The following is a 24,941-nucleotide window of genomic DNA, read 5'->3' on the forward strand; positions in this document are numbered from 1 at the left end:
ACAGCAAGCTCGGTTCACGGTTTGTGAACCATGTTGCCGCCTGCCGGTGACGGGTTGAGCCACCGGCAGGCGGCCTGGATCCTCGGGTAAGTAGTCAGAACCCTTACGCGCCGACCGGCCGGCGCGAGCGGATCGCGCGGCAGCGGCACAACGACACCTCGGGTGCGGACCACCGCACCACCCTGACGTGCTGTATCGACGCAGCGACACAGTCCATGCACCGGACGGAGGAGCACACTCGTGTCCGTACCACTCACCACGCAAGTGCCCGCAGGCAAAGGGCGCATGAAGAGCGGGGCACGCCGGTTCGGCGCCCGCCACCGCTGGGTCATCCTTGGCATCGGCATCGCCTCCCAGGCCGCCTTCTCGGCCGCCTTCCAGGGAATCCCGACCACCTCGACCGCGATGCGCACCGCCTACCACCTGACCAACGGCACCCTGGGCATCGCCCTGGCCGCCATCTCCCTGGGCATCGCGATCTCCGAGGTGCCATGGGGAATATGGACCGACAAGTTCGGCGAGCGCCGCATCCTGCTCACCGGCCTGCTCTCCACGGGCCTGTTGCTGGCCCTCATGGCAGGTGCGGTCGTTCCGACCGGCGGCGCCGTGCCGGCCGTCGGTCTGCTCGGCGCCGGGCTGTTACTGGTGGGCTTGCTCGGCGGATCGGTCAACGGCTCGTCCGGACGCGCGGTCATGGCATGGTTCAAGGACGGCCAGCGTGGGCTGGCCATGAGCCTGCGGCAGACGGCAATCCCCGCCGGTGGAGCCATCGGCTCCGCCCTGCTTCCCTGGCTTGCCGTCGGATTCGGCTTCCGCGCTGTCTACGGTGTCCTCGCCTTGTTCTGCTTTGCCGCGGCTGGGGCAACCTACCGGTGGATGCACTCCCCGGAGGAGGAGCCCTCGGCCGGCGGCACAGCGGCCGCAGCATCAGCGCCGCAGACCTCGCCCCTGAAGGACGGCAAGGTGTGGCGGCTGGCGCTCGCCTCGGGCTTGCTGACGATCCCGCAGTTCGCCATCCTCACCTTCGTCGGCGTCTTCCTCCACGACGCGCATCACGCCTCGCTCGCCGTCGGGGCCACCGCCATCGTCATCGTTCAGATCGGCGGGGCAGCCGCCCGTGTTGCCTCGGGCCGCTGGACGGACAAGCACGCCGGCACCCGTCGGCCGTATGTGCGCGCAGTGGGCCTGGGCGCCACCGTGGCCCTGGCAGTGGCGGCCGTCCTGAGCCACGCCCCCACTCCTGCCGTCGTCGCGGCGCTGATCGTCTCCGGCATCCTCGCCAACGCCTGGCACGGCGTCGCCTACACCGAGATCGCTCATATGGCCGGAGCGGCCCGGGCGGGCACCGCACTCGGCCTGGAGAACACCACCGTCTTCGCGGCGGGATTCATCGCCCCGCTCATGGTGCCTCTGCTGGCCGGGGTCTCCTGGCCGTTGGTCTGGGCGACCTGTGCTGCTGCCACACTGCTGGCCGTGCCGCTGGCCCCCGGGAGGGAGTGAGGCACCCATGCACGCCAGCACCGAACTGCGTTTCGACGCCGGCCGGCTCTGCCTGGACCTGCTCGCCACCGTGGGCGCCCGCCTGTCGCCGAGCCCGGTGGAGCGCCTGGACAGCGACGAGCGCCTGGCCGACTGGCTGCACCGCTCCGGACTCGTCCCCGACGACGAGCCGCTGACGGTCAACTCGGACTGGCGGGCCGGGTTCACGGCCCTGCGCGGCCGTCTGCACCGGATCGTGCACACCGCGTTGCGCGGCGAAGAGCCTACCGAGGCTGACATCGCCCAACTGAACCTCACCGCCGCGGCGGGCCGGCCGACGTCGCGGTTGGTCCGGGGCGAGCGGGGGCGGATGACCCGCCGACTGGCTCACCCACCGTGCCTCGACCAGTTGCTCGCCGCCGTGGCCGACGACGCCATCCGCCTGCTCAGCTCGCCAGAGCGCCGGCACCTGCGGGTCTGCGAAGGCCCCACGTGCGACATGGTGTATCTCGACACGTCCCGGGGCCAACGCCGTCGCTGGTGCTCTGCCTCGGCATGCGGCAACCGCCACTACGTCGCCGCGCACCGCGCCCGCAAGGCCGACAGGGCATGACGCACGCTCATGCGGTCCGCTCAGGTGTGGACAGCCGCAGCCTCTGCAGGTGGAGCGCCACATCCGTCGGGCACTTCCGAAGGTTCCACACCACCTCGGTGATCACCTTTGCGCCGGTGTACAGCGGAAGTTCCTTCAGGTGCCCGCTGGACAACCACGGCTTGACCGCCACCAGCGGCAGCAGGCCGACGCCCAGGCCGGCGAGAGCAGCCGACTTCACACCTTCCAGATTGCCGACCTGGAGCACCTCCGCGTCGGGCAGCTGGCGCAGGATCTCCCGCTCCGTCAGATTGCGGTACACGCAATCCGGGCCGGTGACCAGTACCCGCTGCGGCGAGGCAGCCGCTTCATACGTGCCCACCACCACCGTCTCCTCCTCCCACAAGCTCTGCCGGGCGAGGAGCTGGGAGTCGGACAGCCCGCGGTCGTCCTCGGTCCACACACCGTTGACCAGGACGACCTCCGGCCGGCCGCCGACGACCTGCTGCCGAAGCTGGGTGGCCGGACCCGTCTCCACCTCGACCTTCAGATCAGGAATGAAGCGGGACAGCATGCGCAGGAAGATTGGCAGCCGGTATGCACAGACCGAGTCGGTGGCGCCGAGACGGAGCGGGGCCTTGTGGCCGCCCTCCGCCTCGACGACGGCGACCCGAGCCCGTTCCATGCTGTCAAGGACGTTCTCCGCGTGCTCCAGCAGGGCCACGCCCGACATGGTCAGCGGATGGCCCGGGGAGCGGCGGTCGAACAGCCTGGCACCCAGTGAGCGTTCGAGGCTTTGGATATGGCCCGTCACGGTGGACCGCGCATAACCAAGCCGCTCGGCGGCACCACTCATGCTGCCTTCCCGCGCTGTCACGGCGAACGTCTCCAACCAGCGTATCTCCATGTCCTCCCCAACATCGCCATGGCTCGACGTTACTTAAGTGCACCCTCCCAAACGGCACATGCCTGCGACTGTATTGAAGACCGACCGACCAACCGCCACAACAATGAAAAGAGATGGAGGAAGATTTCTCGCCATGCGCATCGCCATCAATGGATTCGGCCGCATCGGACGCACCATCGCCCGAGCCGCGCTCCAGCGTCGCGGCGTCGAGATCGTGGCCGTCAACGACCTCGCCGACGCCGCCATGCTCGCCCACCTGCTGCAGTTCGACACCGTCCAGGGCCGGCTGGACGACGAGGTGACCATCGACGGGGACCGGTTGCAGGTGGCCCGTCACACCATGCGTGTGTTGCGGGAGCCAGACCCTGCGAAGCTGCCCTGGGCGGAGCTCGACGTCGACGTCGTGATCGAGTCCACCGGCGCCTTCACCAACGCTGAGGACGCCGCGGGCCACCTGAGCGCTGGCGCCGGACGCGTCATCATCTCCGCCCCCGCCAAGGGGGAGGACCTCACCGTCGTGATGGGGGTCAACACTGACGCTTACAACGGCACCCAGCAGATCATTTCGAACGCGTCGTGCACCACGAATTGTGTCGCCCTCATGGCCAAGGTGCTGCACGAGCGGTTCGGCATTGAGCGAGGGCTGATGACCACCGTGCACGCATACACCAGCGACCAGCGCCTGCAGGACCAGCCACACCGCGACTACCGACGGGCGCGCGCAGCCTCGTCCAACATCATTCCGACCAGCACGGGTGCCGCCCGCGCTATCGGCAGGGTGCTTCCGGAACTGGCCGGGCGGCTGGACGGCACCTCCATGCGGGTGCCAGTGATCGACGGCTCCATCGTCGACCTCACCGTGGAGCTGAACCGCACGGTCACCGCGACGGAGGTCAACGACGCATTCCGCAAGGCGGCCGAGTTCGACATGGACGGGCTCCTCATCTACTCCGAGGCCCCACTGGTCTCCTCGGACATCGTGGGCTCGCCCGCGTCCTGCATCTTTGACGCGCCCCTGACTATGGTCAGCGACGCCGTCGGCCGTGGCTCAGTCGTCAAAACGTTCGGCTGGTACGACAATGAGACAGGCTTCTCCCATCGGACGCTGGACCTCGTCACGCTAATCGGCCAGGTGGGCGGCTGACTGCGCCCGCCTGCGCCGTTCTTACCCGCCCGCGCCTGGCTGACCCCCGACGGCTCGCTCTATGTGATGCCTCGCAGTATCTGGTCCGGTGCGATCAGCTTCGGTCTGGTCATGGTGCCGCGCCCTGGCCGGGAAGCATGGGACCGGTCCCTCGGGGGTAGGGGGCGCCTCATCCACCCGAACATCGCACGAGGAGACCAGATGCCGCAGGAGACCCCGGGTGAGCTCTTCCCAGGCCCGGGGGCCACGGTCGAGGACCCGCAGGAGATGCTGCACGCGTACCTAGACTGGTACCGGGGCACCCTGCGGCGCAAGACCGCCGGACTCTCCGAGGCCACGCTGCGTAAGCCGGTCCAGCAGCTCGGCTGGTCACCACTGGGACTCGTACAGCATCTGGGATGGGTCGAACGGCGCTGGATGCGCTGGGGCTTCGCCGCGGAGGACGTCCAGCCCTACCCGCCGGACGGCGAGGCCGCCGAATGGAGCGTGCCGGTCCACGTCCCGGCGGACCAGGTATGGGCTGCCTACGAGTACGAGGTGGCTCTGTCGCGGTCTCTGTAGACCGACGCCGACCTGCACACACCCGCCCGAACCGGAGGCCGCTTCCCTCCGGGCGTCCAGCCACCCACCCTTGGCCGCATCCTCTTCCACCTGCTCCAGGAGTACGCCCGGCATGCCGGCCACATCGACATCGCACGAGAACTGATCGACGGGAGTACGGGGGTTGAGGCGGTGGATTTCGTCGATGAGGACGAGTTGGACACCCGCGGTGGTGCAGGTGTGGCAGACGGCCGCGACCAGCAGCGGCCGCTACGAGCCCTTGGCCTCACCTGACATAACCGGGCACTTTCGATCCAATGACCCTGGTCGGGTGGCGGTTTGGCCGACAGGGTGCGCGCCGTGGCAGGGACGATCCTCGACTCAGAAGATGTTGCGTTCTCGGTGGCGCTGGCGGAGTTCCAGGAACCGGGTCCGCACCTCCTCCGCGGACAGACCGCCCTCTGCCTGTACGAGCAGGTCGGCCAGCGCGTCGCGTGACTCCATGAAGCCCCGCCACTTCTGCTGCGGCTTGAGCCAGGTGTCCACTGCGGTCGTGATGGCGACGACCAGGGACAGGGTCGGCATCCAGGACAGCAGCCAACTTCCCTTCGCGTGCCCCAGGTTCTGGTCGGCAGCCACGATGGCGCTGGTCACGATCAGGACGATGCGCAGACCGTAGTACGTACCGCCGTACGCGTTCGTGCCCACCCTCCAACGGCGCAACTCCCGCCGCAGCTCGCGCCGCAGCGCGGGTGGAAATGCCTGGAGCCCGTCGGGGGCGGAGGGTGACGGCTGCGGGGCCGTGGCGGTCATGAGGTGTCCTTCTTGCGCCGGCGGTCGGAGGATTCGAGCAGTTCCACGAGGTGGACGACTCGGCCATGGCCCACGGCGAGGAGCACCGCGTCGGAGTCGTGACGGTCGCGGAGCATGCTTACGGTCGACACCGGTTGCGGGAAGCCTCGGACGGCGCCGAGCCGCGTCCCTGCCCGGGCGTCGAAGATCTCCACGGCGCGGTCGGCGGTGGGTGCGGCGACCAGGACCCGCCCGTCGGCCGTGGTCGTCGCGGCTGGCGCGTGGACCGGCTTGCAGTCGAACTCGGCCACGAGGGACCGGGACGTCAGGTCCCAAACACATACGGCGTCGTCGTCGGCGCTGACCAGTACCGGGCCCTCGCGGCCGAGGGCGGCGACGAGGCCGCGTACGGGACCCTGGTGCGCCCTGCCGCCTTCGCCGGGGGCGAGTTGTCCGACCACTCTGCCGGAGGGGTGCTCCCAGAGACTGATCCTCCCGCTCCTGTCGCCGCTCGTCAGCCAGAGCGTTCCGTCGGCTTGGGGCGCGAAGGCCACGGCGCCGATACGGCGGCGCTGGAAAAGCGAGGCGAGCCAGCTGTCCGGCCGTTCGCCGTAGCTGCCGTAGAGAGCGATGGTGTGCGGGTGGCCGACCGCCAGGAGCCCGTCGCCACCGACGGCGGTCGTGGTCAGGGCGCTCACCGGGCGACCGGTCTCCCGTCTGACGAGGGGGTCGCCTTCCGTGCTCCAGAACTGGAGGTCTCCGTATTCATCGGCCGAGACCAGGGTGGCGTCGTGGCCGTCGGCGGCAGGAATCCAGGAGACGGCCGTGACCCTTACGGTGTGTCCGGAGCTCAGCCGGCTCCGGTACAACCCATCAGCGGCGGCCATGTAGTCATTGGGCCTCATTTTCGCCTCGACCTTGGAGCACCGAGCGATCCGTCGCCCCGTCCTGCCGTCCCAGATCCAGACCGTTCCGTCCGTGGTGCCAGTGGCCAGCAGCAGCCGGCCGTCGGGCTGTGTGACCAGGTCTGAGCTGGTGACGGCGTCCTCATGCGACTCGCCGTGTTCGTGATGGTCCTCAGAGGTCGAGACGCCGGTGTTCCACAGCCGTACGGTCCCGTCCTGGCTTCCGCTGACGACGAGGATGTCACCGCTGCCGTTGCGTACGCCCGCGACCGCCCCGACGGTGGCGGAGTGACCGGTCCAGCCGCCGACGGTGCCGCCCCCACGGCTGAGCCGGACCTGGCCGTCCGGTCCGCCCGTCACGAAGGCCGCGGGATCACCTTTGACACCGGCCAGGCACTCGGGGAGGAACCCGATCTCTCCGAGCGTGGACGTGCCGTCCTTGGTTTCCCCTTCTTCGCCGACTGGTTCTCCGGTCCTGAGATCCAGGCAACGCACTGTTTCGGGGAGCACTCCGCCGCGGCCCACCACGACCGCACGTCCGTCGATCTTCCCCAGGGCGAAGCCGTGGCGGGCCCACAGCAGGCCCGTCCTGCGCCACAACCGTCGCGGCACGCCATTACCGGCCGTCCGTTCGATCTTCCAGGCGCTCACCCGGTCCATGGCGTGGGCGGCGACGAGCACGTCACCGATCCCCGGGAGGGAGGTGAGAGCCAGCGCATGCGTGCGGAGACCGTCGACGGGCCAGGTCCGCAGTGCTGCACCACGCTCGATGTCCCAGAGACGGGTACGGCGGTCCCCGGCGCTGGTCACGAGCAGCGGTTCGCCGACCAGGGTGGCCCCGAAGGCCATCGCTCTCACCTTCCTGGGGTGGGAGCAGATGGCACCCGCCCGCCGACCGCTCAGGGCGTCCCACAGGCTGACCTGGCGATCCGATGCGGCGGCGAGCAGGAGCCGGCCATGGGCACGGGCGAACTCCACCGCCACCACCGGGGCGGGACCCGCGGACAACGTGTGCAGGAGCTCGCCCGAGGCGCCGTCCCACACACGGACCGATCCCTCGACGTCACAGGCCGCCACGGTGAGCGTCCCGGACGGTGCGAGGTCGATCGCGACGGCGCCCACCGCGCTGGCCGGTCCGCCGACGAGCACGCCGTGGAAGTTCGTCCTCCGGCCGTTGCCCCACCGGGTCCGCCAACCCAGCAGCGCATCGGTCGCCAGCTCCGGCAGCGCGTCCGGTTCGTCGACGCCGGCCCGCAGTTGCAGCACGGCCGCCCGGTCCTCAGGGGTCAGCTCCCGAAGCTCGTCCCAGACTCGAAGATAGAGCCGTGACACCGAACGGCGTTGCTGCTCGGGCGTGTTCAGGGCGTGCATCATCTGGGTCGGGTCCGCGTACGCCAGGAAGCGCGCGTCCCTGAGGAGGTGGGGGAGCCGATCGGCGGCCAGCGCGTAGGCCGGCAGGTGTTTGAGCGCGTACCGGCCAGCGCGCGCCCAGTTCCGGTGGCCGTCGGCGCCCGGCACGGTGCTCAGGACGGCCTCGTAGAGGAGGACGGGCGCGCGGTCAGGCTCGGCAACGGTTTGCCGGAGGTAGTCGGCGTAGGCCTGATGATAGAGCCGGTAGACGCTCTGGGCCGCCTCGCCGGCCTCGATCAGGTGAGCGCCGGCGTGCGCCAGAACCCAGGTCACGTCCTCCTCGGTGTACGTCCTGGCACCGCCGGTGAGCGCCGTCGCCGCGTTGGCCCATACCGTACGTCTGGGCAGACCCGAGCCCAGTGCCCAGGCCAGCGGGGCGAGCAGGTCGGTGGCCTTCTGCCGCAGGATGCCGTACCGCTCCAGGTCCGCCGCGAAGACCTCGGCCACGTCCCGGCTGCGGAAGATCTCGCGCGCCTCCGGACCGTCCAGTGCCAGGGTGTCGCTCCGGCCAGCCAGCGCCCGGGTGAACAGACGGGCCATCAGGAACACCGACTCGCTCTCCCGCGCGACGCGCCGTGCCGCCTGCTCGATGATCCTTTTGTCGGCGAGGGCGTACGGGGAGTCTTCCAGGTCGATGAGGCGCTGGTGGGCGTAGGCCTCGATGTCATCGGTGGTGCCGGCAGCGTCATCGAGGTCCTGGAGCCGCCCGGGTTCGGGGGCGAGGAGCGCGATCAGGTCCCGTGCGGTGGAGCCTCCGGCCTCGATGGCGCGACGACGTGTGCCTACCAGAACCTTGGTGCCCGGAAGGTCGGCGAGCGGCCGCAGCAGGCGTTCGGCGATGACATCCACCGCGTCCGGCAGCGCCTCGTCCAGCGCGTCGACGAGCACGGTGAGCCGACGGCCCGTCCGGCTGACGGCGGACACGAACTGCTCCGGGCCTTTCCAGCCACGGCGAGGGGCGGGCAGTCCCAGGGCGTCGGCCAGCTCCGCGACGCAGTCCAGCACGTGCTTGCCGCGCGCGTGGACGCCCACGTCGATGGCTCCGATGTCGGGCACGGTTCCCGGCGCCGCGGCACGGACGATGCGCGGGTCGGCCCGGTCGACCTCCTCACGGTACGACGGGTCAGACAGCACGGCGAGTCGCCCCAGCAGCGCTGACTTGCCGCTTCCCGGCGCCCCGGTGACGACGAACATGCCGGAGCCTTCCGTGCGGAGCCAGCCCACGATGGAGCGGAGGGCGGCGACGCGCCCGTGGAAGAAGTAACCGTCGTCGCCCGTGGTGTCGATGCCGCGGAACTTGAGCATGAAGTGCTCGCGGACGTCTGCGCGCAGCAGTGCGGGCCGTCCACGGCGTCGTTCGAGCCCGGCGTCCGGAAGAGTCGCGTCGAAACGCGGGTTGGGGAAGAAGTCGTTGCGGGCGACGCCGAAGATGACCGGGTCGAGACGCTGGGACGAACCGAGTTGCCTCTTCAGGGCACGGATCACGCATTCGACGCTGATGTACTGGTCGTGCGGTCCCCACTCTCGGTAGATCACCCTCTCATCCGGATCGTCCAGGACGGCGCGGAAGGCCTCGCTGAGTGCGTGCTCGTGGGCTTCCTGGCCCGAAGCCGCGGCGCTGATGACGGTCAGCGTGGGATCGTGGATGAGACTCTGATCGGCGACCTCGCGTCTGAACGCGTCTATCGCCGCCTGAGCACCGCCTCCGGCACTACAGGCGTCCATGACGAGGACGATGTCACGGGCGCCGCACATGGCCAGTTGTGATCCGAGATAGCCCGGGTCGATCGAGTCCCCCGGATTGACTTGCTGGGGACCGACGGCGGTGTCCGAGCAGAGCAGACGCAGTCCGCTGCGTTGCAGTTCTACGCCGTGTCCCGCCCAGTACACCAAGAGCCGCTCGGTGCGGGGCGGCAGCCGTAACTCCCGGAAGAGGTCGTGCAGTAGGCGGTGGCTGAGGTGCTCGGGGCGGCTACGGTCGCCGGGATACCGGCGAAAGCCCCCGGTGACGAACAACCCGATCAGCGCGTCCACATGGGCGCGCAGGTGCGTCAGCCTTCTCAGAGTCGGGGAACCGTACTCATCCACGACGATGTCCAGGACGGTTCCCCAGTTGTCCCCCGTGTTCCGCATGCCTCTATCTTGGTCAGTCCGGGTCTGTGTCGCCACAGAGCCCACAGGTTCGACGGGTTTTCCGTCACGACAGCTGAGGCGGTGTCGTGTTCGAACAGCGTCAGACGCGGGATCTCATCGTGGTCGTGCCGGGCATCCTCGGCAGCGTGCTGTACACGTCGGGGGAACGGCCCGCATGGGATGCCTCGTTCGCCATGGGAGCGCATGTCCTGGGGGACTTCTGCCGGACGTTGGAAACTCTTCGGCTGCCCTCCGACATCGGGGACGGCCCGTCCCCACCTCCCCATTTCCTGGAGCCGCGCGGACTGATGGGGGGATGGCAGGTCTGGCCCGGCTTCTGGGCCGGGGCGGGATACGGGCCCCTGGTGCGTCACCTGCGCACGTGCGTCGGGGACGACCGGCAGATCATGATCTTCGCCTACGACTGGAGGCTGTCCAACCGGTACAACGCGCGTCGGCTTCTGCGCGATGTAGAACCGCGTCTGGACGAGTGGCGCCGGAACGGCGGTGGCGCCGACGCGCGGCTGCAACTAGTCTGCCACTCCATGGGTGGGCTGATCGGCCGGTACTTTCTGTACGTCCTCGACGGCCAGAAGCTGACCCGGCGGGCGTACACGCTCGGCACTCCGTTCAGCGGCTCCATGAAAGCGCTGAAAGTCCTGACCGGCCGGCTGTTGCCGCGGCCGCCGGAGAGGCTCGGCGGCCGAGTGGGAGCCATCAACGCGCGCCTGCGCGACATCGCGGGGACCTTCCCGTCCGTCGTGGAACTCCTGCCGACCTACGCCTGCGTCACCGAGCCGGGCCGCACGGACGACACCGCGGTCAAGTTGACGGATCGTGACCTCCCCGACCTCGATCAGCATGCCGTGCGGCACTCCAGAGATTTTCACGGCGAGATCCTCGACAAGGAGAGGCCGTCATCGCGTGGTCTGCTGCACGTTTTCGCGGGGCACGGACAGCCGACGGAACAAGCGGTGGAGATCCACGGCTCAGAACTTCGCTTCGTCCGCCGACAACGGGGCGCCGACTACGGGGGAGACGGAACGGTCCCGTGGTTCAGCAGCGTCCCCGCGCACTGGCGCGACGACGCCGACGCCCTGTTCTACCCGGTGAAACACGTCGGTCTGCCCCGCCACACGCACCTGTTGAGGCAGCTCACTCACAAGATCACCTCCAATCGCCCCGGGGAGGCGCTGAAGCCACCATCGCCCCTCTCCCTTGACCTGCCCCCGGTGGCACTGGCCGAGCAGGAAGTGCCGTTACGCGTCCGGGCGGACAACCCACAGATGGTCCTCCACGCCCACCTGAAGGACATCGACGGCACTCCCCACGGCAGGACCCTCCCCCTCCTCCCGGACGGGGAGGGAACCTACACAGCCGCCTGCCGCCTGCCGCCCGGCACCTGGCACGTCGAAGTCACAACGACGACGGAATCACCCGCGAGCAGCGTGGAGGACCTCATCGTGGTCGCACAGTGCTGATCGGCCTCGCGGATGGCCCGCGCCTACCGGCGTCCAGGGTCTGCGGTCTGCGAAGAGGCTTCCGCCAGCCCTTCCAGCAGGCTGCGCTGCTGACCGGTCAGCCCCGCCCTTTTGAACGCATGTATCGAATGGGGATCCCACACCGTATAGCGCACCTGCGCACACTACTGACCTGCTGAACAGACGTCATCCCGGGGCCGCCCGTTGCATCAGCCGGCTCGCCGAAGCACCTTGCCAAGGACCGCCGTCAAACCGTCCTGCTGTGCAGGCTTGTGCGCGTGTCCGCACCGGCCGGGGTGACAGCCGGTACGCGGCGTTCGCAGCTCTGGGCCGCCGAGAGGCCGTCATGTTGCGTCCATGAGGTTGTGCTCCCTCGCCCAGGCTGTGAGAGCGCCCCGGTTGTGGTCAGTGAAGCCGGCGGTGCGTAGTTGCCCGTCCGCGGTGATCAGCCCTGTCTCCGGGATGCCGTAGGCGTGAAGGAGTTCGTCAGCCAGTACGGCAGCGGCCTGGAGCAGGCCTCTGCCGTGGTCTGCCATGTCATCGAGCAGCACGGTGGCTTCAGAGTAAGCGTACTCGCACGGCTGCGTGCTGGTTTCCAGGCGTCGTCCGACACCGCTATGCAGGCGGTCAACGGTCATTGGCAACGGATCGCGGTACTCCGCGACCCTATGCATGGATGCATCGGGATGAGAACCGATGCCGTTCACTAGCACAGCCCTGACCACAGCCGTCCCGCCGGCCGCAGCCCGGTCACGGGCATGGCCGGCGAGGAACGCCAGCGCACACAGCAGTTTGTAGACGACTTCCCCCAGTTCGACGAATTGCAGATCGACTTCATCGCCTCGGATCTTCGACTGGCGCGTGTGAAGGGGGAGAACAACGGCTGCGCTGCCGTCACGATGCAGTTCCGCCCGCGCACCCTGGTCCCCTCTGCCCTCCTGGGCGATCAGCCTGCGCGCTCCGACCGTGGCGTAGCCGAACAATCGATGACCCTGCCCGAGGTACAACTCCGCGCCCAGGAGTTCCACCCGGTATCGCTCGAAGGTGCTGGCGTTGACGACCATATCGCCCGGAACCTCCGGCACCAGAGCAATGATGAGGTGCGGAGTGGTGCGCTCTACGACTGCCATGACGATGTCGCTTTCCACCTCGGCCAGTCGCTCATCGCGCGCGACTGCTGCTGTGTACCGGGCCCGGTATGCGGTGGCCACCCCTGTTTCGGTGAGCCACTCGGTCTGGCTCCCACTGCGCCGGGGGTAGCGAAGAACGTCCCTGGAAGCTTTCGTCGGAGTGGCTGTCACGGCATGGGGAGCCTGCGGGCTGCGAGGAACGGCCAGGAGGATGAAGCCAGTGCCAGCAGCGTCGGGGTTCGGGATGCAGATCGGTTCGTAAGGGACCGGCGGGGCCGTATTGTTCGCGATTACCTGACGGATGCGCCTCAAGTGATGGTCATCAAGGTCGACATCGCAGACCAGACTCGGCACACCCTTGGCCTCCGCCATGCCGAGAACGAGGACGCCCCCTCGGTGGTTGGCCAGAGCGGCAACGTCCTTGGCCAGCTCCTCTTTACCTTTGTCGTCGGACTCGTAGTGGCCCCGCTTGTAGTCGAGATCCTCCGCTTCGGCTGCCTCATGGTTGCCCACCAGGCCCTTGATGTCCTGGTAACTCAAGTCGTCCAGCCGCGCCCCGAACAGATCTTCCAAGCGCCGTGATCGCATCACCATGTATGAAGAACTATCCCCGGGGTCCCACCTGCCGCAACGGCTTTGGCTATGCGCTGATCAAGGAGTGGGCACCCGAGAGCGTCAGACATACAGAGGGTTCGTGCGCACCGGGCGCTGCCATGGCTGACGAGGAGGCGATGCGCGACGGGCTGGTCCGCAGGATGGAGGGGACCACGAACTGCTGGCCGCCCCGTCGATGTCGGCGCGTCCGCTGACGGATTCGGCGCCGCTCCTGACTGGCGCGTGGGGGGCAATCTCGCCCGAATGCGGCAGGACGTCAACCGCCAAGTCCGCGAGGCAGCCCGACTGACCGCACGGCTGCCAGCCCCCACCGACACATAGAACGCTCCACGCCCAACTCGCCGTGCACGGTGATCCTTTCCTCTGCGTGCCGGCTCTGCGGCTGCATAAGCCGCCGCCTCTGGTCGGCACGCCGGCCACTACTCCAGGGCGGCGGCGAGGGGTGCCCACAGAGGATGGGAGTTGGCGGGGACGACGAGGTGCGCGTTGCGGCGGGCGCGGGTCATGACGACGTAGAGCAGTCGTGAGCCGCCGGGAAGGGTTCAACTTCGCGGCCGTAGTACTCGTCGACGGCCAGCAGGATGGTCGTGTCGGCTTCCCGTCCCTTGGTCTGGTGGAGACTCATCACCTGCCCGGCCGCGGGCGCGGCCGGGCGTCACCCACCAGAGTCGGGGATGCCTACACTGCAGTCTGCCCATTGCATGGGATCCCCCGGACACCGACGTGCTTCCCTGGCACGAGATGTGGCGTTCCCGGGCAGCGCTGGGGCCCGTGGACGGCCGTTGTCAGTGATGGCTGTCAGGATCTGCCGTTATGGGTAAACGGCGAAGTGCCACCGAGGTGGATGCAGTTCGGGCGCGGCTGACGGCCGAGTTCGTGTCCAACCTGTCCAGCCCGGGTACGGCGCTGGAAGACTTGCCTCTGTCGTCCACGGACCGGTGCCAGTGGCGCTGCTCGGCGGAAAGATGCGGGCACCAGTGGCCCGCCCGGCTGCAGTTTCGCACCCGTACAGTCAAACCCTCAGGTTGCCCTGAGTGCTGGAAGCGCCGCAACCGGGCTCCCGGCCCGGGAGAATCGCTGGCCGATCTGAATCGGGTGCGGCTCTTCCGGAGTGAGCTGGTGACGCCGTGCGCCGTTGCCGTTCGTGGTCGGACGGCGGATCGTCGTGGTGGTCTTGGAGGCGGCGATGGTGTCGTGGCTGGAGGAGCTCGATCGGCGGGAGGCTGCCGTGCGAGGGGAAATCGCCGAACTGCGGGATCAGATCGAGGAGTTGACCAGTCGTCTGGCTGAGCGGGAGGACGTGTTGTCCCGGCTGCAGATCACGCGGGAGACAATGACCGAGATCCTGTCCGGCGACGAGACGGTCTCGGTTGCCGGGGCGGCAGCGGACGCGGGCGGGGCAGAGATGGAGGAGCACCGCTTCGCGGGATCGCCGGTGGGGGTGCGGCTGGTGCCGCAATGGACGCCTGGGCTGGCCGTGGGGGTGCTGCCGGATTCGTACCGGGACATCGTCGAGGTCCTCCAGGACGCGGTGCATCCGATGTGGGCGCATCACCTGTGCGCGGCGCTGGGCCTGTCGACGGACAAGAGCAAGGTGGAGGGCTTCCGGTCGAAGCTGAAGCGGCTGGTCGAGCGGGGTTGGCTGATGGAGGAGGAACCGGGACTGTTCACGCCGTGCGAGGCCCTGGCGGCGGCCGGATGCGCCGGAGCAGACGGGGACATCCGCCGCGCGCCGCCGCGCCGGTGTGGGGTCGGGCTCTCGTCCCTACTGAACTTGAAAGCGTGATGTCGGCTGGATGGATCAGGTGGTTACCGCTTGCGGTTGGGGCTCCACTCGTAAGCTCCTGGAGCCGTCTCGATGACTTCGCGGGGCCAGGTCAGCCGGACCTGTTCCAGGCGCCCGCGGTGTTCGGCGATCCAGTCTCCCTCGGGCCGGATTCCCAGAAGCGTCGTAAGGCGGTCCGGGTCGCTGATCTGGATCGACAGCCAGCTGTCTTCGTGCATGTGGATGCCTAGGTTTAGGCCGCGGTCTCCGCCAATGCTGGCTGTCTGGCCTGGTCCCAGGTTGGACAGCTCCTGCTCCCAGGAGTCCAGGTCATGCTGAAACAGGTAAAGGTCGAGCCGGGCGTCGACAAAACTCGTGGAGGCGAGTACGTCCGCGTGCAGGATGTCGTGGCCGGTCAGCACGCCCGGCTGGAACCGTCCCACGACCCGCACGATGCAGCGGTCCCCGTCGGGATCGGCGAGGTGGATGAGGTCCATCGGAGCGGGCTCCGCCATGAAGTTGCTCGCTTTCGTGCGCTGGCGTGGGCTGCATCGTCTCCTATCGCCGGACGAGCAAGACAGGCAGGACCTGGCAGGGAGGAGTTACGTGCCCAGGGCCAAGCCGGTGCCGGCGAGACAGCCCTCGATCACATCTGGCCGGTACTGGAGCGTCTTGAGCCGATGCTTGATCGCGCGGGTGATTTGGCTGAGGCTGGCGGCGGCGGCGAGGTTGCCGATGTCGCGCTTGACCAGGGACCACACACCTTCGGTCGGGTTGAGGTCGGGCGCGCAGGTGGGCAGCTGAACGACGGTGAGCCATTCGGCGTTCGCGTCGATAAACTCGCGTAGCGGCTTCGTCAGGTGTACTCGGACGTTGTCCCAGACCAGCACGATCGGCCCGTCCAGCTGAATGCGGGCCCGGACGATCAGATCACGGAAGTCGCGCCAGCCGAAGCCCTTCGGCTGGTCCTTGCGCCCGGTGTACTCACGGACCGCATAGAACAGTCGGGCCCGCTCACCGGCCCTGTAGCAAGTCATGCCCGCCATCGACACTCGTCCGGAACCGCGGCCGCGTACCCGCACGACTGGAGTGCAGCCCCGCCGGCCCCAGGTCCTGGCACGCGGCGGAGTCATCGACTGCCCGGCCTCGTCCTCAAAGACGATCCAGGCCCCGCGCTCCGCCGCGATGCTCTTACCCGCGGCCAGGTCTCCTTCTTCCAGACTTCGACCGAGGTGTCGTCCCGCTCGATGGCCCTCCGGGCAGGCTGCTGCCACGACCAGCCATGCCGCCTGAGCAGTAGCCATGTGCCCTCGACCGTGTACGAGACATGGAACAGGCGACCGATCAGCGTCTTGATCCGAGCCAGGGTCCACCGCTGGTCCGTCCAGCCATGGACGAGCGGCCCTCGCTCCAACTCTCTCTCCAGCCTGGCGATCTGCGTATCGCTGAGCCTCGGTCGGCCCGGGGATCCTTTCGACAGGACCCCGGCCCCGCCACGCTCGCGCCACTGGCGACGCCACCGTTCCACGGACCGCTCGCTGACCCGCAGCGCGGCAGCGATCTCCCGGTTCTTCTGCCCGCCCTCGAAGCGTTCCACGGCTTGCAGCCGGATCCGCTCTCGGGCGGCCCTCCCGGCCTCGGTCAGCCCGCCGCCCTGCGCGTATCTCACAGTCCAGGGCTACCGGAACGGGCCCACCACCGTCAGGCGAACGGCTCCGACATCACCCATTCAAGTTCAGTAGCACGTGGTCCACGCGGGTGTCCGCGGCCGACAGTCGGTTCACACAACACGGACAGGTACCTGACGCTCTGTCAGCAGTCGGGCCAGTGCGTCGGTCTCGTCCTCGGGCAGGGCGATGGCGGCCAGGCGGCGGGCGCGGGTTACGGCGACGTACCAGACGCGCAGCACCTCGTCGGTGGCCGCGTCCGCGGTGGCCCAGCGCTGCACGCTTCCGGCATCGGGCAGTAACAGCAGGACGCCGTCTGCTTCGTCGCCCTTGATCTGGTGGACGATATTGGTGCGCATGCCGGTGGCTGGCTGGGGGCGTGACAGGGTGGGTTTTCCGGCGGGGCGGCCCTTGCCTCCTTGCGGGGCGGCCCCGGGCAGAGCGGGCCAGGCCTTCATGGCCTGCCACACTTGCGGACCCCATTCTTTGTGGGGCGGGGGCAGGCTGTGCAGGAACGCGAAGGCCGTGCGGTTGACCTGGCCGGCCGACAGGCGGTGGGCGGCCATGATGCGGTCGGGGCCGCCGGTCTCGCCCGGATACCAGTAGCCGAACAGGACGCGCACGGCGATCGCGCAGGCCCGGGCGAGGTCGTCGCCGGAGGCGCTCGGGGTGTGGGCGACGGTGCGGGCCCAGGCCAGGATGGTGATGGTGTTGGTGTTGGGCCGCTCTCGGGTGATGCCCGGCAAGGTGGCGTACTTGTAGGCGGTCACCAGACAGTTCTCTGCCGGGACGGCGTACTCCTCGGCGAGCGCGCGGAAAGCGTCGACGATGCCGGTGCCGGTCGGAGCGTGCAGGTGGCGGCTGCCGGAGGCGGCGAACTGGGTGGGCAGCAGCAGGGCGGGGATGTCGTCGTCGCGTACGACGGACGTGTCCGGCGGGCGCTGCCCCGTGCGCAGGGTGGACGCCAGGTGGCAGATGACGGGGGAACTGCGCCAGTTGCCGGTCAGGCGGTGAGGGGTGGGGGACAGTTGCGCCGCGAAGGCCCCAAGAGCCTGGGGTTCGGCTCCGCGCCAGGCGTAGATGGCTTGGTCCGGGTCGCCGACGAGGACCAGCGGCAGGCCGGCGTCGTGCAGCAGTCGAAGGATGGCGAGGTCGGCGGCGGAGCAGTCCTGCGCCTCATCGACGATGACTTCAGCGAACCGGGAGCGCAGCGGTCCCAGCAGCCCGGTGGCGGCCTCGGCGTTGTGCAGGTTCCACAGGGCCAGCACCCGCGCCTCGTGCCCGGTGAAATACCCCTGCTGGCACCACGACTTGCGGGTGGCGAGGATCTTGTCTTCCCACGCTTGCTGGCTGTACGTGCTGGCCTCGATGAGCTGCCGGGTGTCGTAGTCGAGTTTGTCCCAGGCGACCGCCTCGCGCGCGGGGCTCTGTGAGGGATACAAGGTCATGGGGAAGCGGTGCAGGGAGACCTCCCGGTCCACGCCCTCCACCGTGGCCTTGATGCCCGCCCACGACTCCAGCAGGCGGGGCACGGGCTCGGCCGCCCGCCGCGGCTTGACCAGGAACTCCCACAGGAACGAGTCAAGGGTGCCGATGAAGTGCGGTGCCTGGACCAGGTCTGCGCGGCCTGCCTGGCGGCAGCGGCGGATCATCTGATCACGCGCCACACGCGTGAACGAGATCAGGGCCCGGCCCTGCCGCAGCAGCCGCCGGGGCGACTGCAGATGCCGACTGGTGATCACATGCGTCTTGCCGGCGCCCGGGCAGGCAGGTACGAAGGCAGGCGCGGACACAGCCATGGCAGCCTGCTGCTGCGCTTTAGCATCGTCCAGTACCGACGTTGTCTCTCCCGGCCCTGTCGGCCCGGTCATGGCGCGCTCACCGCAGAAGTGCGGTCCGTGGCGGTGATGAAGCGGATGGCGTCCGCCAGGTAGGCAGGCACGGTGAATGCCACCGTCGGGTCGGCCAGCACGTCGGCCAGTTCCTGGGCGAACAGCCCTTTGGAAATCTTGGTGCCCTTCGTGACGTCTCCATCGGCACCGGTGCGGGTCCGGCTGGTCTTCGTGACGAACAGCTCCCCGAATGCCACGGCGGGATCCGAAGCCGTGACGACCTGCTCCCAGCGCGCCTCCGAGCGCGGCGCGCAGCGCAGGAACGCCGCCCGCAAGGCGGTGATGTTGTCGGCCGACCACAGGGCCGGCTCCAGCGTCCGCGGCGCTGCGGCCAGATGCAGCACGCCGGGGGAGTGCCAGCGGCGGGGCAGTTCCCGCAGCGACTGCAGCCTGGCCGGTTCTGGCTGCTCGGGCGCCACATCCGTGTCGGTGATCAGCGCCACCCGCCTTCCCAGACACATGCCGTCCACCGGCGCCAGCAGCACCCGCAGATAGACCTCGAATCCGACACCGTCCACGATCACCCGGGTGGTGCCGAAGAACCGTTCCAGCGCATCGAATGCTTCCTGGTTTTGTTGAGCGTCGGCGTCCTCACCGGCGGCCAGGACACGCTGGGCCAGAGCGGGCAGTAGCAGGAGCTCGGAAATGCCCTCCACCAGGATCGCCCGCGATGCGAACAGCAGGGCGCTCTTCGTGGCATCCAGGTAGCGGTCCAGATGGCGCACCCGGTCTGGGCTCAGATGCAGCTCAGGGATGGGCAGGGGCCTGGCCTGCCAGCCGTCGGATAGCTCGGCCGGGCAGCGGGCCATGACCACCAGGTCCTCCACGCTGGCTGCGGCCGACAGGATGGGGGAGTGGGTGGTGACCACCACCTGCAGGTGCCCGGCGGGCTGGGCCGGGTCACAGGCGGGCCGACGGCGCGAGGCCCGCGCCCGCTGCTGCAGGTAGCGCAGCAGCAGGGTCTGCAGCTGCGGATGCAGGTGCGCTTCGGGCTCCTCGACCAGCAGCACGGTCAGGTCTGCCTCTGCCGCCGCGTCCAGCTCGGCCATCACCGTGGCGATGAACAGGGTGTTGGCGTAGCCCAGTCCTGAGGCCGAAAGAGGAAACGGCTGGGCGGAGGCGTCGCCCAACAGCATGCGCAGCGACCGGGTGATCGACGCGAAGGTGGGCTCGGCCAGGGCCAGTTCACTCATCTGGGGATGCGCGCCGACGGTCAGGTCCCGCAGCGGCTCGTTGATCTTTTCGCTGACCTTGACCACGTCCGGGTCCGCGGCCACCTTCTTCAGCTCGGTGCCGATCCGATCCACGAAGGCATCAACATGCGTGTCGTCGCCCAGCAGCCCGCGAAGAATCATCCGGACCCGGTCACCGCCGGCCGAGGCCAGCTCCCGCTCCGCATCGCGCAGCGCCGGCAGGTAGACATGCCGGACGCCGCTGCGTGCCGGAGGTTCCCCCGTGACCGGAAGGCCCGCGCCCTGCGACCAGGCGGTACTGCCGCGCCGTCCGCCCGTTTGCGGTGGCGTCCAGGACACCTGCCACCGTGCGGTGCGGCTGTCGGGATCCCCCTCACGCAGCAACGCCTCAAGATACGCGCCGCTTTGCTGTGCGGAGATGTCGGCGACATCCAGCTGCAGGCTCGGGCCGCCCCGTTCGGCCGCGGCGGGCTTGAGAACGTCGGATTCTTCGAAGTAGCGCACCCGGCGCCCGTCCAAGGGGTCCGTCAGCAGGCGAATTGCATCGATCGCGCTGGACTTGCCCGCGTTGTTCTCCCCGACGAGCACCGTCACTTCCGGCCGCAGAGGGATCCGCACTCGCTCGCACGAGCGGAATCGTTCCACCAGCACCTCGGACACGTACACAGTCCGCCTCCCCGTCCCCGGCACGTCAAGCCCTGCCAACAGCAGCGGTGATCAAGCAGTGATGGTAGGCCGTGCCTGCCCGTCCTGGGCCTCACGTTGAAGAACTCCTCGTCGCCGGGGCTGGTGGGCAGTTCGAACTCCGGCTCGTAGCGCAGTGGGATTGCAGGTAGCTGTGGTCGAACTGCCGTCCGGAGTGCAGCACTCCCTTTCATGCTGTGCCGACGCAGTAGTCCTGCCATGCCGCTTCATGCGCCTGAAGTACGGTTTTTATCTGAAAAGCCATCCGCTGCTGTGGCCTCACCCGTTACGTTCTGGCGTCATGAGGTTCCTGCACACTTCGGACTGGCATCTGGGCCGTCGGTTCCACGGGGAAGACCTGATCGACCATCAGCGCAAGGTTCTGGCCCATATCTGCGCAACCGCCCGCACCGAACAGGTCGACGCTCTGCTGATCGCGGGCGACATCTACGACCGCGCCATCCCGAGCCTGGACGCGGCACGTCTGTTCAACTGGGCCCTGCATGAACTCGCCGACCTGGGCATCCCCACGATCATGATCAGTGGGAACCACGACTCCGCCCACCGCCTCGGCATCGGCTCCGGCCTGTACGCCAAAGCCGGCGTGCATCTGCGTACTGATCTCGCCGACGCATCCCGCCCTGTCCTGATGGCCGATGCCCACGGCCCGGTCGCCGTCTACGGCGTGCCCTACCTGCATCCCACCCTGGTCAGCGAGCAGATGCAGGTGGAGATGCCTTCCCACCAGGCCGTTCTCACCGCGGCCCTGGACAGCATCCGCGCCGACCTCGCCACCCGCCCAGACGGCACCAGGGCCGTCGTCCTGGCCCACGCGTTCATCACCGGCGCGGACAGCTGCGACAGCGAACGCGATATCAGCGTCGGCGGCGTCGCCCACGCCGGCGCCGCCGTGTTCGACGGCATCCACTACACCGCGCTCGGCCACCTCCACCGCCCCCAGGCCGTCAGCGACCGCATCCACTACAGCGGATCCCCGCTGGCCTACTCCTTCTCCGAAGCCGGCCACACCAAATCCCTGGCCCTGGTCGACCTGGCAGCCGACGGCACGCCCACCGTCACGCACGAGGACATCCCCACCAACTTGCACCTGCCGCTGGCCCGGCTCACCGGGCGCCTAGAGGACCTGCTGTCCGACCCCGCCCACGCACCGCTGACCGACGCGTGGCTGCACGCCACCCTCACCGACCCCGCCCGGCCGTACGAGGCGATGAGCCGCCTGCGCCAGCGCTTCGCCCACACCCTCGACATGAAGCACGAACCCGCCGCCATCCCCGCCCAGGCAACCGACACCCCCACCTACCGAGACCGGGTCCGCGGCCGCGGCGACCTCGAAATCACCCACGACTTCATCACCGCCGTCCGCGGAAGCGCCCCCACCGACGACGAGCAAGCCCTACTGCGGGAAGCCGTCGACCACATGCATGTGCACGCCCAGCAGAAGGAAACCGTCTGAACATGCGCCTGCACTCCCTGCACCTGCAGGCCTTCGGCCCCTTCGCCAGCCGGCACAGCATCGACTTCGACGCCCTGACCACCGACGGCCTGTTTCTCCTGCATGGCGACACCGGAGCAGGCAAAAGCACTCTGTTCGCCGCCATCTGCTTCGCCCTCTACGGCTATCCGCCCCGCGAGCGCAACGCACGGCTGCGCAGCGACCACGCACCCGCCGACCTGCTCACCGAAGTGACCCTGGAAACAACCATCGCCGGCAAACGCCTGCAGATCCGCCGCGTGCCCGCGCAGCGGAAGCCCCACTCGCGCCGCCCGGGCGACTTCGTAAACCACAAACCCGAAACCGACCTCAAGCAGTGGACTGAAGACGAGCACGGGCAGGGCCGCTGGGAGGGCATCACCAGCTCCCACAAAGAGGCGGGCAAAGAGATCGAATCCCTCCTGGGCCTCAACCGTCAGCAGTTCTGCCAAGTCGTCCTGCTCCCGCAGAACGACTTCACCAAGTTCCTGCAAGCGGACGCCTCCGAACGCCGCCTCCTGCTGGGCACCCTGTTCGGAACCCGCCGCTTCGGCCTCATCGAGCAGTTCCTGGCCGAACGCAAGACCACGACCGCCAAAAGCCGCGACGAGGCCCGCGCCGACGTCATGCGCCTGACCGAACGCATCCAGCAGGCCGCCGGCGACGAACTCGACCCCTCCACCGGCGCGCCACGCCCCGACGACCCAGCCACCCTCACCGATCAAGCGCGTCTGTGGGCCGCCGCCCTGCACCGGCAGGCCGTCACGCTCCAGCAGGATGCCACCGCCGGCACCGAAAACGCCCGCCAGCTGCTGGCCGACTGCCGCACCACCGAGCAGCACACCCGCGACCTGCACCGCCTTCAGCAGGCACACCACACCGCACAGCAGGAACTGACCCAGCTTGACGAACGCACCGACCACTACACACAGCTCGCCGCCCGACACGAGTGCGCCCGCACGGCGAGGCAACTGCAGACCGTCCTCGACGACGCCCACACCGCGGCCCGCGAACACAGCCTCGCCCTGACCGCCGACGCAAACGCCCGCGCTCTCCTCTCGGCCGAACAGGCCTCCCAGGACGGCAACGATCTCTCCCAGGCCGCGCAACAGGTACGCGGCCGCATCGGCGCCGCACAGGCCCTGCTCCCGGACGAAGCCGCGCTGCAGCAGCTCACCGACGAACTCGCCGTGCTCTCAAAAGAACGCAACGAGCTGGCCGACACCGTCACCGAGGCTCAGGACTGGCTCAACGGCCTGCCTCAGCTGCGCGAGACACTGACCGCACGGCTTCAAGCAGCCCGCATCGCCCAGGAAGCCAGCCGAGAACTCACCGTCACCCTCAGCGCGGTGAACACCCAGTGCGAGGCCGCCGCCCGCCGAGACAGCCTGCTCACGCAGGTCGCCGTCGCCGAGGAAGCCCTCACCAAAGCCACCGGCATTCTCAACCAGGCCGCCGCGGCCTACATCGACATCCGCCGGCGCCGCACCGACGGCATCGTCGCCGAACTCGCCGGCCGCCTCAAGGACGGCGAAAGCTGCCCCGTCTGCGGCTCCGCCACCCACCCGGCACCCGCCACTCCCCAGCCGGGCCAACCCACAGCCGCCGACGAACAGGCCGCCGAAGCCGCCCACACCGCCGCGCAGCAAGAGGAGAAGAAGGCCAGCCAGAGGCTGGGCGGCCTCGAGCAGGAGGCCGCTGAAGCACGTGGACAGGCTGGCGGCGACACCCCTCTGGCCGACCTCACGGCCCGACGTACTGAGCTGACCGACCGCCTCCGCCAGACCCTGGCCGAAGCCGCGGACGCAGGCGCAGCCGAAGAAGAACTCACCCGTCTGCAACAGCAGCAGACCGACCGCGAAAACACCCGCAACACCGCGCAGCAGCGCCTGGGCGCCATCGACGCCACCTACGACAGCCTGCATACCCAGCGCGAGACTCTCAACCGGCGCCTGGCTGTCGCCCTGGGCCAACACGCCACGCTCGCCGACCGCATCAGCCACCTCACCCAACTCGCCGAGCAGCTCGAGACCGCAGCCGAGTGCACCACAGCCTTGGTCCGCACCACCGACGATCTGCGCACCGCCACACAACGCGCCGAGCAGGCAGCCCAGGCAGCCGGATTCGCTTCACCAGCCGAGGCCACGGACGCCCTGCTGCCCGACGACGACCTCGCCCGGATCAGCGAAGAGATCACCCGCTGGCGCGAACAGCGCCTCGTCCTGGCCGCCCACCTTGACCAACCCGACCTCAAGAACGCCGCCGCCCAGCCTCCCGCATGCCTGGAGCACGCAGTGACGGAACTGGAGAAGGCCACCACCGCCCACTCCAGCGCCACGGCTGCCGAAACCAAAGCCACCGACCGCGTCAACGCCCTCGCCGTACTCGGCACCCAACTCGACGCCTTCACAGCGAGCCTCGAACCGCTGGAGGCCGCCTACCGCACCGTCGACCACCTCCACGGCCTGATCAGCGGCGGCTCGCTCAGCAACCAACTCCGCATGCAACTGGAGTCCTACGTCCTGGCCGCCCGCCTCGAGGAGGTCGTCGACGCAGCCAACACCCGCCTGACCCGCATGTCGCACCACCGCTTCACCCTCGTCCACTCCGACGAACGGGCCGCCCGCGGCGCCAAATCCGGCCTGGGCCTGAAAGTCCTGGATGCCTGGAACGGACACCAGCGCCACACCGACACCCTCTCCGGCGGAGAATCCTTCTACGTCTCCCTGTCCCTGGCCCTGGGCCTCGCGGACGTCGTCACCGCCGAAGCCGGCGGACAAGCACTCGATACGCTCTTCATCGACGAAGGCTTTGGCACCCTCGACGACGACACCCTCCATCAGGTCCTCGACGTCCTCGACTCTCTGCGTGACCACGACCGCACCGTGGGCGTCATCAGCCACGTCGCCGAGATGCGCCGCCGCATCACCCAACGCCTCCACGTCCGTAAAAGCCCCGTCGGCTCCACCCTCGTCCACATCACCGAGGCAGCCGAATGACATCGAACCCACCTGTGCACACCACTGCCAGCGCCCCGAACAAGCTGGCTGCACCGACCGGCCCACAGCGCACCGCCCCGTCCTGGCCTGCCCCCTACAACTCGGCACGAGAAGACCTGAG

Annotated in this window: 16 protein-coding genes and 3 pseudogenes; 9 read left to right on the top strand and 10 right to left on the bottom strand. The window is 68.8% G+C overall.

Annotated elements, in window-relative coordinates; genetic code table 11:
* Positions 1-240: 240 nt before the first annotated feature.
* A complete protein-coding gene (locus AB0G52_RS33290) occupies positions 241-1,500 on the top strand; it encodes an MFS transporter (protein ID WP_361341618.1) in 1,260 nt (419 codons plus the stop codon).
* A gap of 7 nt (positions 1,501-1,507) precedes the next feature.
* The gene (locus tag AB0G52_RS33295) at positions 1,508-2,092 is read left to right on the top strand and encodes an ABATE domain-containing protein (protein WP_361341621.1); all 585 of its coding nucleotides are present in this window, start codon (positions 1,508-1,510) and stop codon (positions 2,090-2,092) included.
* 7 nt (positions 2,093-2,099) lie between these two features.
* Here AB0G52_RS33295 and AB0G52_RS33300 read toward each other — a convergent pair whose 3' ends face one another.
* Positions 2,100-2,963, bottom strand: a complete 864-nt coding sequence (locus AB0G52_RS33300; RefSeq protein ID WP_361341624.1) for a LysR family transcriptional regulator — start codon at positions 2,961-2,963, stop codon at positions 2,100-2,102.
* Positions 2,964-3,081: 118 nt separating this feature from the next.
* Here AB0G52_RS33300 and gap point away from each other — a divergent pair, with 118 nt between their 5' ends.
* A complete protein-coding gene (gap, locus tag AB0G52_RS33305) occupies positions 3,082-4,122 on the top strand; it encodes a type I glyceraldehyde-3-phosphate dehydrogenase (protein ID WP_361341700.1) in 1,041 nt (346 codons plus the stop codon).
* A gap of 267 nt (positions 4,123-4,389) precedes the next feature.
* Positions 4,390-4,824, top strand: a pseudogene (locus AB0G52_RS33310) (DinB family protein); the annotation flags it as partial.
* Between the two features lie 12 nt (positions 4,825-4,836).
* Here the strand turns inward: AB0G52_RS33310 and AB0G52_RS33315 are convergent.
* From AB0G52_RS33315 to AB0G52_RS33325, 3 genes and pseudogenes are all read right to left on the bottom strand, one after another.
* Positions 4,837-4,914, bottom strand: a pseudogene (locus tag AB0G52_RS33315) (ATP/GTP-binding protein); the annotation flags it as partial.
* Between the two features lie 129 nt (positions 4,915-5,043).
* On the bottom strand, positions 5,044-5,475 hold the full coding sequence (locus AB0G52_RS33320) for a DUF4231 domain-containing protein (RefSeq protein ID WP_361341627.1): 432 nt from the start codon (positions 5,473-5,475) through the stop codon (positions 5,044-5,046).
* Complete coding sequence (locus AB0G52_RS33325; RefSeq protein ID WP_361341630.1) at positions 5,472-9,902, bottom strand: hypothetical protein; 4,431 nt, start codon at positions 9,900-9,902, stop codon at positions 5,472-5,474. The genes AB0G52_RS33320 and AB0G52_RS33325 overlap by 4 nt, the downstream gene beginning before the upstream one ends.
* 86 nt (positions 9,903-9,988) lie before the next feature.
* On the opposite strand from AB0G52_RS33325, the gene AB0G52_RS33330 reads away from it, so the two are divergent.
* Positions 9,989-11,383 carry a hypothetical protein gene (locus AB0G52_RS33330; RefSeq protein WP_361341633.1) on the top strand — a complete coding sequence of 465 codons (1,395 nt, stop codon included), beginning with the start codon at positions 9,989-9,991 and terminating at the stop codon, positions 11,381-11,383.
* 344 nt (positions 11,384-11,727) lie between these two features.
* Here the strand turns inward: AB0G52_RS33330 and AB0G52_RS33335 are convergent, their stop codons facing one another.
* On the bottom strand, positions 11,728-13,086 hold the full coding sequence (locus AB0G52_RS33335; protein WP_361341635.1) for an ATP-binding protein: 1,359 nt from the start codon (positions 13,084-13,086) through the stop codon (positions 11,728-11,730).
* An 855-nt stretch (positions 13,087-13,941) separates the two neighbouring features.
* Between AB0G52_RS33335 and AB0G52_RS33340 the strand changes: the two are divergent.
* Together AB0G52_RS33340 and AB0G52_RS33345 are read left to right on the top strand one after the other, a co-directional pair.
* Positions 13,942-14,154, top strand: a pseudogene (locus AB0G52_RS33340) (zinc-ribbon domain-containing protein); the annotation flags it as partial.
* 109 nt (positions 14,155-14,263) lie between these two features.
* Positions 14,264-14,914: a hypothetical protein gene (locus tag AB0G52_RS33345; RefSeq protein ID WP_361341703.1), complete on the top strand. Its 651-nt coding sequence runs from the start codon at positions 14,264-14,266 to the stop codon at positions 14,912-14,914.
* Positions 14,915-14,937: 23 nt separating this feature from the next.
* Here AB0G52_RS33345 and AB0G52_RS33350 read toward each other — a convergent pair whose 3' ends face one another.
* From AB0G52_RS33350 to AB0G52_RS33370, 5 genes are all read right to left on the bottom strand, one after another.
* Positions 14,938-15,390, bottom strand: a complete 453-nt coding sequence (locus AB0G52_RS33350) for a DUF5959 family protein (protein WP_361341638.1) — start codon at positions 15,388-15,390, stop codon at positions 14,938-14,940.
* A gap of 105 nt (positions 15,391-15,495) precedes the next feature.
* Complete coding sequence (locus AB0G52_RS33355) at positions 15,496-16,026, bottom strand: transposase (protein WP_361341641.1); 531 nt, start codon at positions 16,024-16,026, stop codon at positions 15,496-15,498.
* Positions 16,023-16,562, bottom strand: a complete 540-nt coding sequence (locus AB0G52_RS33360) for a winged helix-turn-helix domain-containing protein (protein WP_361341644.1) — start codon at positions 16,560-16,562, stop codon at positions 16,023-16,025. The genes AB0G52_RS33355 and AB0G52_RS33360 overlap by 4 nt, the downstream gene beginning before the upstream one ends.
* 111 nt (positions 16,563-16,673) lie before the next feature.
* Entirely contained in the window at positions 16,674-18,431 is a 1,758-nt protein-coding gene (locus AB0G52_RS33365; RefSeq protein WP_361341647.1) for a UvrD-helicase domain-containing protein, read from the bottom strand.
* A complete protein-coding gene (locus AB0G52_RS33370) occupies positions 18,428-20,305 on the bottom strand; it encodes an AAA family ATPase (protein ID WP_361341650.1) in 1,878 nt (625 codons plus the stop codon). Before AB0G52_RS33370 ends, AB0G52_RS33365 begins: the two co-directional genes overlap by 4 nt.
* Before the next feature lie 325 nt (positions 20,306-20,630).
* Here AB0G52_RS33370 and AB0G52_RS33375 point away from each other — a divergent pair, with 325 nt between their 5' ends.
* Entirely contained in the window at positions 20,631-21,803 is a 1,173-nt protein-coding gene (locus AB0G52_RS33375) for an exonuclease SbcCD subunit D (protein WP_361341653.1), read from the top strand.
* Positions 21,804-21,805: 2 nt separating this feature from the next.
* Positions 21,806-24,820: an SMC family ATPase gene (locus AB0G52_RS33380; RefSeq protein WP_361341656.1), complete on the top strand. Its 3,015-nt coding sequence runs from the start codon at positions 21,806-21,808 to the stop codon at positions 24,818-24,820.
* The last annotated feature ends 121 nt before the right edge of the window (positions 24,821-24,941 follow it).

The sequence above is a fragment of the Streptomyces sp. NPDC021562 genome (genome assembly GCF_040640875.1).
Taxonomy (GTDB): Bacteria; Actinomycetota; Actinomycetes; order Streptomycetales; family Streptomycetaceae; genus Streptomyces.